General features: G+C 67.9%; 10 protein-coding genes. 7 read left to right on the forward strand and 3 right to left on the reverse strand.

Annotated elements, in window-relative coordinates:
- Window positions 1-34: 34 nt before the first annotated feature.
- Window positions 35-718 (forward strand): TIGR03089 family protein, encoded by a 684-nt coding sequence (locus tag MNAB215_RS02785; protein WP_077077355.1) that lies wholly within the window; start codon window positions 35-37, stop codon window positions 716-718.
- On the opposite strand, the gene MNAB215_RS02790 is transcribed toward MNAB215_RS02785, so the two are convergent.
- On the reverse strand, window positions 715-2,223 hold the full coding sequence (locus MNAB215_RS02790) for an HNH endonuclease signature motif containing protein (protein WP_077078362.1): 1,509 nt from the start codon (window positions 2,221-2,223) through the stop codon (window positions 715-717). The two genes, MNAB215_RS02785 and MNAB215_RS02790, sit on opposite strands and share 4 nt — an antisense overlap.
- A gap of 189 nt (window positions 2,224-2,412) precedes the next feature.
- On the opposite strand from MNAB215_RS02790, the gene MNAB215_RS02795 reads away from it, so the two are divergent.
- From MNAB215_RS02795 to MNAB215_RS02805, 3 genes are read left to right on the forward strand one after another with little or no spacing between them, the layout of a single operon-like run.
- Window positions 2,413-2,694, forward strand: coding sequence for a DUF1490 family protein (locus MNAB215_RS02795; RefSeq protein ID WP_077077356.1), 282 nt, complete (start codon window positions 2,413-2,415; stop codon window positions 2,692-2,694).
- A gap of 9 nt (window positions 2,695-2,703) precedes the next feature.
- Window positions 2,704-4,890, forward strand: a complete 2,187-nt coding sequence (ctpC, locus tag MNAB215_RS02800; protein WP_077077357.1) for a manganese-exporting P-type ATPase CtpC — start codon at window positions 2,704-2,706, stop codon at window positions 4,888-4,890.
- 22 nt (window positions 4,891-4,912) lie between these two features.
- Window positions 4,913-8,047, forward strand: coding sequence for an nSTAND1 domain-containing NTPase (locus MNAB215_RS02805; protein ID WP_077077358.1), 3,135 nt, complete (start codon window positions 4,913-4,915; stop codon window positions 8,045-8,047).
- Here MNAB215_RS02805 and MNAB215_RS02810 read toward each other — a convergent pair.
- Complete coding sequence (locus tag MNAB215_RS02810; RefSeq protein ID WP_108637562.1) at window positions 8,044-8,688, reverse strand: cation diffusion facilitator family transporter; 645 nt, start codon at window positions 8,686-8,688, stop codon at window positions 8,044-8,046. The two genes, MNAB215_RS02805 and MNAB215_RS02810, sit on opposite strands and share 4 nt — an antisense overlap.
- A 137-nt stretch (window positions 8,689-8,825) precedes the next feature.
- Between MNAB215_RS02810 and MNAB215_RS02815 the strand changes: the two genes are divergently transcribed.
- A complete protein-coding gene (locus tag MNAB215_RS02815) occupies window positions 8,826-9,521 on the forward strand; it encodes a cupin domain-containing protein (protein WP_131829076.1) in 696 nt (231 codons plus the stop codon).
- A 12-nt stretch (window positions 9,522-9,533) separates the two neighbouring features.
- Here the strand turns inward: MNAB215_RS02815 and MNAB215_RS02820 are convergent, their stop codons facing one another.
- Complete coding sequence (locus MNAB215_RS02820) at window positions 9,534-11,183, reverse strand: AMP-binding protein (protein ID WP_245830114.1); 1,650 nt, start codon at window positions 11,181-11,183, stop codon at window positions 9,534-9,536.
- Window positions 11,184-11,324: 141 nt separating this feature from the next.
- On the opposite strand from MNAB215_RS02820, the gene MNAB215_RS02825 reads away from it, so the two are divergent.
- Both MNAB215_RS02825 and MNAB215_RS02830 read left to right on the forward strand, forming a co-directional pair.
- On the forward strand, window positions 11,325-12,239 hold the full coding sequence (locus tag MNAB215_RS02825) for a class I SAM-dependent methyltransferase (protein ID WP_077077361.1): 915 nt from the start codon (window positions 11,325-11,327) through the stop codon (window positions 12,237-12,239).
- Window positions 12,240-12,253: 14 nt separating this feature from the next.
- Entirely contained in the window at window positions 12,254-13,462 is a 1,209-nt protein-coding gene (locus MNAB215_RS02830; protein ID WP_077077362.1) for a CoA transferase, read from the forward strand.
- Window positions 13,463-13,470: the final 8 nt, after the last annotated feature.

The raw sequence follows: 13,470 nt of genomic DNA on the forward strand, positions 1-13,470 counted from the left end.
GGCTCACACTCTTTCCGGGGCGATCCTGGATCCGATGCTGCGTGCCGACCCGGTCGGCCCGCGCATCACCTACTACGACGACGCCACCGGCGAACGCATCGAGTTGTCCGCGGTGACACTGGCCAATTGGGCCGCCAAGACCGGGAACCTGTTACGCGACGAGCTGGGCGCGGGCCCGGCCAGCCGGGTGGGCATCCTGCTGCCGGCGCACTGGCAGACCGCGGCGGTGCTGTTCGGGGTGTGGTGGATCGGCGCCGAGGTCGTGCTTGACGCGGCCGGCCCCGTCGACATGGCGCTGTGCACCGCGGCGCGACTCGACGAGGCGGACTCGGTCGTCGAACCCGGCGGCGAGGTGGCGGTGTTGTCGCTGGATCCGTTCGGCCGCGGCGTGCCCGGCCTGCCGATCGGTGTGACGGACTACGCCACCGCGGTGCGGGTGCACGGCGACCAGATCATCGCCGAACGACAGCCCGGTCCGGCGCTGGCCGGCCGATCGGTGGAGCACGTACTGGCCGACTGCGAAAAGTCCTCGGCGGCAAAGGGATTGACGGCCAACGATCGGGTGCTATCGACCGCTTCGTGGCCCGGCCCCGACGAATTGATCGACGGCCTGCTGGCGGCCATGTCCGTCGGCGGCTCGCTGGTGCAGGTCGCCAACCCCGATCCGTCGGCGCTGCAACGCCGCATCGAGACCGAGAAGGTCACGCAGGTCCTCTAAAAGGGTGGCGGGTCCTCTAAGAGAACGGAGGGCGGGGCGGGTCCGGTGCGCGCGGGGGGCGCTTCGCGGTTTCGCCGGCGTTCGGCGGCTACACGGTAGGCGCGGTCTTGACTGCGAGTGCGGCGGCGTTTGGGCATCATGGCGCTGCGTTCAGCGCAGTAATCCTGAGGTGGGTCGGTTGCGGGCGCGGGCATGCCGCCCACGGCGTAGCACAGGCTGGGGAAAAGCAGGGCGCTGCCGGGGACGGTGACGTAAGTGTGTCCGGCCGGGGAGGTCAGGATCAGCGTGCCGTCGGCTAGTTGCTGCTCGCGCCAGCCCCAAAAAGTCTTTGTTAAATGATGCGTGCGGCAATAGCACTTGAGGTTGGCCGCGTGGGTTTTTCCGCCCTGCGCGTGCGGGATCGTATGGTCGATATCGCAGTCGAAGGCGGGGACATCGCAGCCAGGCCAGCGACAGGTCAGGTCGCGGGCGCGCACAAAGTCGGCCAGCGCCTTCGACGGGGTGTAGCCCTGCTCCGGTGGGGCGTAGCCGGGGTGGGTCAGCGGGACCAGTTTGGCCGATTTCGCCAGTTCGGCAACGAGTTCGGCAGTAATCAACCCGTCGGCGCGGATCTCGCAGGCCGGTGCTGTCGCGGCGCCGATGAGGGTGTCCTGGGTAGCAATGACGTGAATGGTGACCGGCGAGGGCGCGGGCCGCTTGCCCGCTGCACAATCAGCTCGCCCGCAGCGGCAGCCCAGCCGATCGGCGCCGGCGGCCAAGGCCCCCAGCGCATCGGCGCGGCGCTGTTCGGTGGTGCGGGGGTCGTGGGCACATGGCGTGGCCGCCAGCGCGTTCAGCCGGGTGTCCAGGGCGTGGGCGTCGACGGTGAACAGGCTGCCCATGATCTGGGAAATCCCGTCGGCGTCGGACCCGATCCAGACCTCCCGATCCACGTGGCGTTCCTTGCGCCGGCGCACCGCATCGGCGTCCACGTGGGCCACGATGCCGTCGATCTTGCCCGACAGCCGACCCCGCGTCAGCGAAGGCCAGCGCACCACATTGACCGCTACCAACTCATCGGTCCGGGCCAACGCATCGGTGTCGACAATCAGATCCGTGCGCGACACGATCGTGGCAAACGCGTGGTAATCAATGTCTCCGGCGACGAAAACCTCGGCGGTCTGGGGCAGCCGTTCACGCATCGCGCGGGCGACGCGCAATCGGTCGGCGGCCAACCCGTGACTGATCCGCAAGCCCGCGGACACCTCAGCGGACACGGCCGCTTCCGTGTCGACCGCCCAGTCGTCGGTCGCGGAACTCGACGCGCAGCGGTATGCGAACAACTGCCCGATCGCCACCAACTGGGCGGCCACTGCCCGGTTCTCGATCCGTACCGCCGTGGCGATCTGCTCCATCCACGCAGCGGACTCCACCGTCGGCTCCCGCAGCCGCCAGCGCTCGAGCACTTCCTCCAACCGGGAGATCGTCTCCGGTGGGAGCGGTCGCGCCGACCTCGATTCGAACATGCGTTCGACATTACTCCGACTGGCCGACACCATTGCGGGCAGGCGAAATCCATGTTGATATCGCAATATAGCAATGTTAACGTCGGCTCAGCGTTGGTTGGCGCTCCGACCACGGGGGTCGCCGGCCTAATGATAACGATTGCCATTAAGGGTTGACGCTCCGACGAACTGGGAGAAAGGTTTCACACCATGGCGGTGTATGGGTTGTTGGCGAAGGCGGCGACGACGGTAGTCACGGGCCTGGTTGGCGTGACGGCCTACGAGGTGGTGCGCAAGGCTGCGGCCAAGGCGCCGCTACACGAGACCGCTGTCAAGGGCGCCGAACTCGGACTGCGCGGAACCCGTAAGGCCGAGGAGGCCGCGGAGTCGGCAAGGCTGAAGATCGCCGATGTGATGGCCGAAGCCCGGGAGCGGATCGGTGAGGAGGCCCCCACCCCGGCCGTCACCGACGTGCACGACCACGAACACTGATCGCCCGGCATGACCCTCGCCCTGGTCCCCGACGTCGATGTGCCCGATGATTCTGCCCTGAACCTGATTTCGGATGCGGCCGGACGCATGCGGGTGTCGGTCGGGTGGGTGCGCTGCGACTCGCGTCGCGCCGTCGCGGTCGAAGAGGCCGTCGCCAAGTGCGACGGCGTGCGCGCCGTGCACGCCTACCCGCGCACCGGATCCGTCGTCGTCTGGTATTCGCCCCGGCGATGCGATCGCGCCGAGGTACTGGCGGCGATCGGCGGCGCCGCACACGTGGCCGCCGAGCTGATTCCCGCCCGCGCCCCGCATTCGTCGGAGATCCGCAACACCGATGTGCTGCGCATGGTGATCGGCGGCGCGGCGCTGGCGCTGCTCGGGGTGCGGCGCTACGTGTTCGCACGCCCGCCGCTGCTCGGCCCCAGTGGCCGGATGGTCGCGACCGGCGCCACCATCTTCACCGGCTATCCGTTTCTGCGCGGCGCGCTGCGCTCGCTGCGGTCGGGCAAGGCCGGCACCGATGCCCTGGTCTCGGCCGCGACGGTGGCCAGCCTCATCCTGCGCGAGAACGTCGTCGCGCTCACCGTGCTGTGGCTGCTGAATATCGGTGAGTACCTACAGGATCTGACGTTGCGACGGACCCGGCGCGCCATCTCGGAACTGCTGCGCGGCAACCAGGACACGGCCTGGATCCGGCTGACTGACGGCCCGCAGGCCGGCACCGAGATCCAGGTGCCGATCGACACGGTGGAGATCGGCGACGAGGTGGTGGTGCACGACCACGTCGCGATCCCGGTCGACGGCTTGGTGGTCGACGGCGAGGCCATCGTCAACCAATCCGCGATCACCGGTGAGAATCTGCCGGTCAGCATCACGGTCGGGGCGCACGTGCACGCCGGTTCGGTGGTGGAGCGCGGGCGCCTGGTGGTGCGCGCCGAGGCGGTCGGCAACCAGACGACCATCGGCCGCATCATCGCCCGGGTCGAGGAGGCGCATCACGACCGCGCGCCGATCCAGACGGTCGGCGAAAACTTCTCTCGCCGTTTCGTTCCCACCTCGTTCATCGTCTCCGCGATCACGCTGGCGATCACCGGCGACGTGCGGCGCGCCATGACCATGCTGCTGATCGCGTGCCCCTGCGCGGTGGGACTGGCCACCCCGACCGCGATCAGCGCCGCGATCGGCAACGGCGCTCGCCGCGGCATCCTGATCAAGGGCGGGTCGCACCTGGAGCAGGCGGGCCGGGTCGACGCGATCGTGTTCGACAAGACCGGAACCCTGACGGTCGGTCGCCCGGTGGTGACGAATATCGTTGCCATGCATAAGGATTGGGAGCCCGAGCAGGTACTGGCATATGCGGCCAGTTCGGAGATCCACTCGCGACACCCGCTGGCCGAGGCGGTGATCCGGTCGACCGAGGAGCGGCACATCACCATCCCGCCGCACGAGGAGTGCGAGGTGCTGGTGGGGTTGGGCATGCGGACGTGGGCCGACGGTCGCACCCTGTTGCTGGGCAGCCCGTCCCTGCTGCGCGCCGAAAAGGTCAAGGTGTCGAAGAAGGCGCAGGAGTGGGTCGACAAGCTGCGGCGCCAGGCGGAGACACCGCTGCTGCTCGCGGTGGACGGCACCCTGGTGGGGCTGATCAGCCTGCGCGACGAAGTGCGGCCCGAGGCGGCCGAGGTGCTCACGCAGTTGCGGGACAACGGAATTCGCCGGATCGTCATGCTCACCGGAGACCACCCGGACATCGCCGGCGTCGTCGCCGCCGAACTCGGGATCGACGAGTGGCGCGCCGAGGTGATGCCGGAGGACAAACTCGCGGCGGTGCGCGAGCTGCAAAGCGAGGGCTACATCGTCGGCATGGTCGGCGACGGCATCAACGACGCGCCGGCGCTGGCGGCCGCGGACATCGGGATCGCGATGGGATTGGCCGGCACCGATGTCGCCGTCGAGACCGCCGATGTGGCGCTGACCAACGACGATCTGCATCGGCTGCTCGACGTCCGGGACTTGGGCGCCAGGGCGGTCGACGTCATCCGGGAGAACTACGGCATGTCCATCGCGGTCAACGCCGTCGGGCTGCTCATCGGCGCGGGCGGGGCGCTGTCCCCCGTGCTGGCCGCGATCCTGCATAACGCCTCGTCAGTTGCGGTGGTAGCCAACAGCTCCCGGCTGATCCGGTATCGCCTCAACTGATCAACTCCTGCACAATGAGCCCGTGACGCGGATATTCCTCAGCCATTCGAGCAAGGACAACGCGCAAGCGAGGGCGTTGCGGCAGTGGTTGATCGACCAGCGCCCCGAACTGGTCGACGAGATCTTCCTCGACATCGCCGAAGACACCGGGCTGGCGCCGGGTCAGCGGTGGAAGGACGCGCTGCGTCAGGCAAATCAGCGCTGCGAGGCGGTGATCTGCCTGGTCTCCCACTCCTGGGGAAGTTCGCCCGAGTGCAAGACGGAATACCGCACCGCGGAGACGTTGGGAAAACAGATCCTGGTCGCCCGGATCGAAGACACCGGCGACTCCGACATCACCGCGGAGTGGCAGCGCTGCGATCTGTTCGCGCCCGGCCCGAAGACCGAGATCACGGCGTCCGGCACGCCGGTGCTCTTCAACGCCGCGGCGCTGGATCAGCTGAAAAAGGCGATCGAGGGGACCGGAATCGGGCCGGAGAACTTCGTCTGGCCGCCGCACAGCGACCCATTGCGGTCGCCGTATCGCGGCTGGGAGCCGTTCGAAGACATCGACGCCGGCGTGTTTTTCGGGCGGGACGCGGCGATCATGCGCGGCACCGACGAGCTGCGCAAGATGCGGTTCTCCGGCGTGAAGTCGCTGTTCGTGGTGCTCGGTCCGTCGGGCAGCGGTAAGTCGTCCTTCCTGCGGGCCGGCCTGATCCCCCGCCTGCAGCGCGACGACCGCAACTTTGTCGTGCTGGGGACCGTGCGCCCGGCGCGCAATGCGATGACCGGCGATCGCGGTTTGGCCGCGGCCATCCACTCGGCGTGCCGGGCGCTGAAGTTGCCGAATTCGCCGCCACTGGGCGAGATCAAGAAGATCTGCCGAGAACGAGACCACGAGCGGGTCCAGGAGTTGTTGGTCGCGGTGCGCACCGCCGCCGCGCAACGGCAGGCGCAGATCGTCACCGGGAACCCGCACCGCAACGCCGCGCCCCCGACCTTGGTGCTGCCGTTGGATCAGGCGGAGGAACTATTCTCCGCCGAATCCGCCTCCGCCCAGGCCGCCGAGGAAGCGGACGGCTTTCTCGACGTGCTCACAGCGGTCATCGCCGGCATCAACACCAACGACGTCGGGCTGATCGTCGCCGCGACGATCCGCACCGACCGCTACGAGGCGATGCAGAACCATCCCGCGCTTGACGGCATCGGCACCGAGCTGTTCAACGAGCTGAAAACGATGCCACACCACCAATTTCCGGCCGCGATCAAGGGACCGGCCGCGCGCGCGTCCGAGGCAGGCAACCGACTCGCCATCGCCGACGATCTGATCGACCGGCTTGTCGCCGAGGCCGGCGCGGGCGCCGACACCCTGCCGCTGCTCGCGCTCACCCTGCAGCGGCTCTACACCGATTACGGCACCGCAGAAGAAATCACCCTGGACGACTACGAGTCCATGGGCGGCATGCCCAACGTGGTGAACAACCAGATCGAGGAGATCCTCGAAGAGGGCTATCACGATCCCGATGCCGCGTTGGAACTGCTGCGCTCGGCGTTCATCCCGTGGCTGGCCTCCATCAACCCCGACAACGACCGGCCCATGCGCCGGGTGGCGCTGCAATCCGAGCTGCCCGCCGAAAGCCGAAAGCTGATCGATGCTTTCGTGGAGAAGCGGCTGCTGGTGCGCGACCGGCGCCATAGCGAGGTGGTGCTCGAAGTCGCCCTGGAAAGCTTGCTGCGCCAGTGGGATCAACTGGTCGGATGGCTGCAGGAGGAACGCCAAAGCCTGCTCGTGGCAGCCGATCTCGAACGTGCGACCGCGGCGTGGGAGCGCAACGGTCGCGACGAATCCTGGCTATTGGAGGGGGCACGCCTCGCGGTGGCCGAAACAGTCTCTGCAAAGCCAGGATTCGCCGAACGGCTCGACGTCGCCACCGAGTACCTCGCCGCCTCCCGGCAACGCCAGGACGGCAGGCTGCAGGCTGAACGGCAACGCTTTCGCGACCTGGTGGCGCGCCGGCTCGTCGCCGAGGCGAAAGCGATGATGGCCCAGACGATTCCGGGTGGCGATGCGCGGGCCTTCCAGCAGCTGCTCGCGGCCCGGGCCATTTCATCCGAACCCGACGACGAAGCCATCTCGCACGCATTGGCATTGCGACCCCGCACCCTCAAGATCATGGACGCTGGTAAACCCTTGCTCGGCTTGACGTTTCGTCCCGACGGGCAGCGCTTTGCCGCCGCCGCCGACGACAGGACGGTACGCGTCTGGGATGCGGTTACCGGCCGGCCGGTCGGCGAGCCACTCACCGGCCACACCACCAGGGTTCATTGTGTGGCGTACAGCCCCGACGGGCGGCTGCTGGCCAGCGGCGGCGGCGACAAGACGGTGCGATTGTGGGATGGGACCACCGGGGAGCCGATCGGTAGACCGCTGACGGGGCACACCGGCGTGATCTACGCCGTGGCGTTCAGTCCCGACGGACACCGGCTGGCCAGCGCCGGCGACGACCGGACGGTACGAATCTGGGACGTCGCCACCGGGCAGCAGGTCAACGAGCCCCTCAGGGGGCACACCGGCGTGGTGTACGGCGTGGCGTTCAGTCCCGACGGACACCGGCTGGCCAGTGCGGGGGGTGACAAGACGGTGCGGCTGTGGGACGCCGCCAGCGGCAAGCCCGCCGGCGCCCCCCTGACCGAGCACACCGACACGGTGTGGGTGGTGGTGTTCAGCCCCGACGGCGCCCGGGTGGCCAGTGGCAGCCGCGATCAGACCGTGCGGCTGGCCGATGCCGCCACCGGGCGGCCGCTGGGCGCGCCGCTGACCGGGCACACCAGCGTGGTGTGCGGTGTGGCGTTCAGTCCCGACGGCACGCGTGTCGCCAGCTCCAGCTACGACGGCACCGTGCGCATCTGGGACGGCCCGACCGCCGAGGTGCTGATCGGGCATACCGACGCGGTGCACGGGGTGGCGTTCAGCCCGGACGGGCAGCGGCTGGTCAGCGCCGGCCAGGACCACACCGTGCGGCTCTGGGATGCCGTCCACCGCAGGGCGCCCGGCGGTGGCGCCGAAGCACTATGCGCCAAGTTGACGGCGAACATGAGCGCCGAGCAGTGGAGTGTGTGGGTGTCGCCGGACATCGACTACGCACTCGCCTGCCCGGACCTGCCCATCCCTTAGCAGCAGCACTGCTGGCCGCGCCAGGACCGGATGCCCTCGGCGACGGCGAGGCCGGCGATGGCCAGGCCGATCGCCGGGTCGACCCACCAACCACCCGACCAGCTGGCCGTGATCGTCAGCCCGGTCAGCACCCCGGCCGCCTGTAGGGCGCACAGGTAGTTCTGCGTTCCCTCCCCGGCGGTGGCCTCAGAGTGCAGGGTCGCGCCCAGCCGGTGATTGGCCCAGCCCAGCAGCGGCATCAGCATCAACCCAATGGCCGTCAACCAGATACCGATCGCCGAGACGTGCGCATGGCGCCCCTCGAGGAGATCGCGGACGGATTCGGCGGCGATGTAGGGGGCGGTCAACCAAAACGACAGCGCCACACCGCGTTGCGCGCGTCGCTCGGCCGTCGCGGAGAGCGTCCGGGTGCCACTGAAGCGCCACACCACCATCGCGCTGGCCAATGCCTCGGCCGCGCCGCCGAGCGCCCACCCGGTCAGCGCGACCGATCCCACCGCCAGGCCCTGCCACAGGCCGACAACACTTTCGACGAGCACGACGGTCAGGCTGATCCACGCCAGCCGCCGCGCCCAGTCGGCGCTGCGCCGCCATCCGGGGTCGCGCACCAGGGTAGGAGTCGGCTCGACAAGCAAGGTCATCGTCTGCATTCGGCGATGGTAGGGCCGTTGCGGCATGCTCAGACTCGTCGACACTCGGCAGTAATAGATCTGTGTTCAACCCGGTAACTTGGTCTTTCACGGGCTTGGCAATCTCACGGATGGTGCAGGTGTCGACGGTGTGCGACGGGAATCAGAACGGCGAGATCGGAATCGAGTGGGTCGACGTTTCGGTCGAGCCGAATCACGTTGAACAGTTCCGCACCGACCGCGCCAGGGTCTACGAGGTCACCATCGATCCAGGCACGGCGACCTTGTTTCACCGACACGACCGCGACACCGTGTACGTCATCACCTCCGGCGGGCGGTTCCGATCGCAAGAGCCAGGCCGTCAGCGCAGCCGGACATCTCTGGGACGTTCGACCGCACTGCTGAGCCAACTGCGGCTGCTGGCAACCCGTCTGACGCGTGGCTGGCTGCGAGTGCCCGCAGGTACCGTGATCCTGCAGCCGCACAAGGCCTTTCCGCTGATCCACCGCGTGCACGCGCACCGGTCGAATTCTGGGCCTATCCGGATGATCGGGATCGAACTACCAACCGGCCATCCAGCGCCGCGTCGGATTGGCCGCGCACCAGGATTGCGCGTCGAGAAGCACACCTCGCGCTGGCTCGTCTACCGGCTGCGGCTGGATCCTGGCGCCACCACAACTTTCACGGTGGCAAGCGGTGGTGTGCTGGTCGTGGTCGCCGGAACGGCCGTGCCTTCCGATGGCCAAGGCGCCGTAGCGGGTTCGGCGCGCCAGCTTCCACCTGGCACCGTCACGGTGCGCGCTTCGGGTCCCCGCGCACTTGACGCGGTCATCGTGCCGAGGTGAGATCGGGCCATGTCACACCCCCGCCTGGTCTTGGATTGATTGGCTCTTCAGCAACCGTTTGAGCACCTTGCCCCCCGCGTTGCGGGGCAGCGCGTCGACGAACACCACATCACGCGGAATCTTGAAGCGGGCCAACCGATTTCGGACATACTCCTTGACGTCATGCTCGGTCAGCGACGCGCCGGGTCGCACGACGATAAAGCTTCGCAGCCGCTGACCGAACTCCTCGTCGCTGACGCCGACGACCGCAACATCGCGAATGTCCGGATGATGGGCGAGTGCCTCTTCGACCTCACCCGGGAACACGTTCTCGCCCCCGGAGACGATCATTTCGTCGTCGCGCCCGTCGATGAACAGCCGGCCGGCCCGATCGAAATGGCCCACGTCGCCGGTGGCCATCAGGTCCTCAATCGATTCCTTGGTGCCACCACCGGTGTATCCCTCGAAGGCCAGCACGTTGCCGACGAAGATCCTTCCCGGTATTCCCGGGGGAGCCTCATGCCGGTCCTCGGTGAAAACTTTGACGACCGACCCGGGCACGACTCCCCCGACGCATCCCGGCTCGACGGTCAGATCGGCTGGCGTCGCGATGCTGGCGTAGGCGACCTCGGTGGACCCGTACATGTTGTAGACCATCGGCCCCAATGCTGCGAGCGCACGCGTGGCCACTGCGGCGCCCAGCTGGGATCCGCCGACGAACACGATGCGCAATGCCGACAAGTCGTGCTCGGCGAGGGCTGCCGGACCCAGATCCAGAATGCGCTGAAGCATGATCGGCACGACGATCATGGCACTGGCCCGATGCGCGGCCACGCTGGCCAAGGTCTGCTCGGCATCGAACTTGCGGTGTAGCACCAACGTCGAGCCCAGCACCATCGCCATCATCGCATGACTAAAACCCAACGAATGAAACAGTGGCACACAGCATTCGGTGACTTCGCGGCCTCGAAAAGGCACCTTCCCAAGCAGGCTCCCAACCGGTATCAGCGAGTACGGCTCCGAGCGCGCTGCGCCCTTCGGAACTCCCGTCGTTCCGCTTGTCAGAATGACGATCTTGGGCCGGCCACCGGAATTGGGCGGCGGGGAGGTATCGCCATGTTGGATCAGAGCGTCGAGTGTGTCAGGGCCGGGTGTCTGGGTCCAGGCCCGAAACCGTCCCAACCGCGGGCAGACGTCTGCGACAGTGGTGCTGTATTCGTCGTCGTAAACAAGTAAGTCGACGCCTTCGCGAGCAACCATGTCGGCCAGTTGCGCACTGCCGAAACCGGTGTTGAGCAGCACGACCCCGGCGCCGGATTTGGCGGCACCGTAGACCGCTTCCAGGAAACCCCGGTGGTTTGCGGCCAAGATCGCGACACGAGCACCCGGACCAAGCCCGCGCCGGCGCCATTCGTTGGCCAACGCGTTGGTCCGGATGTCCAGATCGCCGAAACTCAGCGCGCCGCGCTCGTCGATCAGCGCCACTCCGTCGTGGTCTCGGGCGGCGGTGATCGCCGTCGCCGCCCCCAACAGGCCGTAGCGCTCGAGTGCGCGGAGCACCTCGAACATTCGACCGGCTCGGACCAGCCGCAACCCACCGGACCGCGCGAACTGCAGTAGCGACCAGGCTTCCAATCCGAGGCGTCTGATTGGCTTAGCCACCGCCTGCACAGTGTTCGTCACACACCGATGCTGCCCCGGGTCGCACTCATTGATAAGGGCGCAACGCCCTCGTCACGGGGGTCTTTGGTCACCGCCTCGGACACTCGAATATTCGCTCGTTACTGTGTCTAACCAGTACCGGATCGAGAGAGGGGACCACGGATGGGGCGCACCGACAACGACAGCTGGGATCTGGCGACCAGCGTGGGAGCCACCGCGACGATGGTGGCCGCCGGACGGGCCCGGGCCACCCGGGACGCGCTGATCGATGACCGGTTCGCCGAGCCGCTGGTGCGCGCCGTCGGCGTCGACTTCTTCACCCGATGGGCCGCCGGCGAACTCGACGCCGATCAGGTCGACGTCCCGGGCGCCCCGTGGGGCATGCGGCGGATGACCGATATGTTGGCCGCCCGCACCCGCTACATCGACGCCTTCTTCGCCGCGGCGGCGGACGCGGGCATCCGCCAGGTGGTGATCTTGGCCTCCGGGCTCGACGCCCGCGGCTACCGGCTGCCCTGGGCGCCGGGCACGACGGTGTTCGAGATAGACCAGCCGCAGGTCATCGAATTCAAGACCGCCACCATCACCGCACTCGGCGCCCAACCCACCGCCGACGTCCGGGCCGTCCCCGTCGACCTGCGCGACGATTGGCCGGCAGCGCTGCTCGGGGCGGGCTTCGACACCGGCCGGCCGGCGGCATGGGCCGCCGAGGGCCTGCTCGGGTTTTTGCCTCCGGAGGCCCAGGATCGGTTGCTGGACAAGATCACCGAACTGTCCGCCGACGGCAGCCAAGTGGTCGCCGAGGTGTTCATCAATTCGGGGACCAGCGGGGACGCCTTGAACGAGGCCACCAGGAAGTGGCAGGACGCCGGGCTCGATGTCGCACTGGACGATCTCGGCTTTCCGGGCGATCGCAACGACGCCGCAACCTATTTGGCCGACCGCGGCTGGCAGCCGGTTCGCACCCCACTCAACCAGCTGATGGCCGACAATGGACTACCGCTGCAACCCGGCGACGAAGAAGCCCCGTTCGGCAAGAACTACTACTGCACCGCGGTTTTGCGCAAGGCAGACTGAAGGAAGGCCCACCTATGCCTGACACGCCAAATGGCAAGCCCGCCAAGCCAGCTGACGGATTCCGGGTACTCGATTTCACCCAGAACATCGCCGGACCGATGGCCGGCCAGGTGCTGGCCGACCTGGGTGCCGAGGTCATCAAGATCGAGGCACCCAACGGCGAGGCGGCCCGGCACATCACCGCCGTCCTGCCCGGACGCCCGCCGCTGGCCACGCTGTTTCTGCCGCACAACCGGGGCAAGAAGTCGGTGATGGCGGACCTCACCGACCCCGAAATCAAGGAACAGATCCTGCGACTCGCCGACACCGCTGACGTTGTGCTGGAAGGGTTTCGGCCCGGGGTCATGGAGCGGATGGGGCTGGGCCCCGACGTCCTGCGGGCGCGCAACCCGAAGCTGATCTACGCGCGGCTGTCGGCCTACGGCGGCAACGGACCGCACGGCAGCAGGCCGGGTGTCGACCTGATGGTCGCGGCCGAGTCGGGCATGACCAGCGGGATGCCCACCCCGACCGGCAAACCGCAGATCATTCCGTTCCAGCTCGTCGACGCCGCCAGCGGCCATGTGCTGGCCCAGGCCGTGTTGGCCGCACTGCTCAACCGCGAGCGCCACGGCGAGGGCGACGTCGTGCGGGTCGCGATGTATGACGTCGCGGTCAGCTTGCAGGCCAGCCAGCTCACGATTCACCTGAACAAGCCCAGTGAGGCGCCCAAGCCGAAAACTGATGCCGCACCAAACACGAAGAAGCGCAAGGGAGTTGGATTCGCCACCCAACCGTCGGACGCGTTCAGGGCCTCCGACGGATACCTCGTGCTGTCCGCGTACGTGCCCAAGCACTGGAAAAAGCTGTGCGAGATCATCGGCCGGCCCGACATGCTGACCGACGAGCGGTTCATCGACCAGCGCGCGCGGGCCCTCAACTACCACGAACTGACCGAGGAGCTCGAGAAGGCGCTGGCCGCCAAGACCGCCGCCGAATGGGTTGAGCTGCTGCACGAGGGCGGCCTGATGGCAACCCTTGCCTACAACTGGAAGCAGGTCGTCGATACCCCGCTGTTCGCGGAGAACGACCTCGCCCTGAAGGTCGGCAGTGGCACCGATGCCGTCACGGTGATCCGCACGCCGGCGACCTACGGCAGCTTCGACGCGGTGGTCCCCGCTCCCCCGCCCGCGCTGGGCGAGCACAACGACCTCCTGGCCGCCGAGCGCGAAACCGCTTCCTGAGCGGGAGA

Origin of the sequence: Mycobacterium numidiamassiliense, assembly GCF_900157365.1 — a bacterium.
GTDB lineage: Bacteria > Actinomycetota > Actinomycetes > Mycobacteriales > Mycobacteriaceae > Mycobacterium > Mycobacterium numidiamassiliense.

Coding starts and splice junctions, on each gene's coding strand:
- MNAB215_RS02785 (WP_077077355.1), top strand. CDS start 35: ATGCTGCGTGCCGACCCGGTCGGCCCGCGCATCACCTACTACGACGAC.
- MNAB215_RS02790 (WP_077078362.1), bottom strand. CDS start 2,223: ATGTTCGAATCGAGGTCGGCGCGACCGCTCCCACCGGAGACGATCTCC.
- MNAB215_RS02795 (WP_077077356.1), top strand. CDS start 2,413: ATGGCGGTGTATGGGTTGTTGGCGAAGGCGGCGACGACGGTAGTCACG.
- ctpC (WP_077077357.1), top strand. CDS start 2,704: ATGACCCTCGCCCTGGTCCCCGACGTCGATGTGCCCGATGATTCTGCC.
- MNAB215_RS02810 (WP_108637562.1), bottom strand. CDS start 8,688: ATGACCTTGCTTGTCGAGCCGACTCCTACCCTGGTGCGCGACCCCGGA.
- MNAB215_RS02825 (WP_077077361.1), top strand. CDS start 11,325: ATGGGGCGCACCGACAACGACAGCTGGGATCTGGCGACCAGCGTGGGA.
- MNAB215_RS02830 (WP_077077362.1), top strand. CDS start 12,254: ATGCCTGACACGCCAAATGGCAAGCCCGCCAAGCCAGCTGACGGATTC.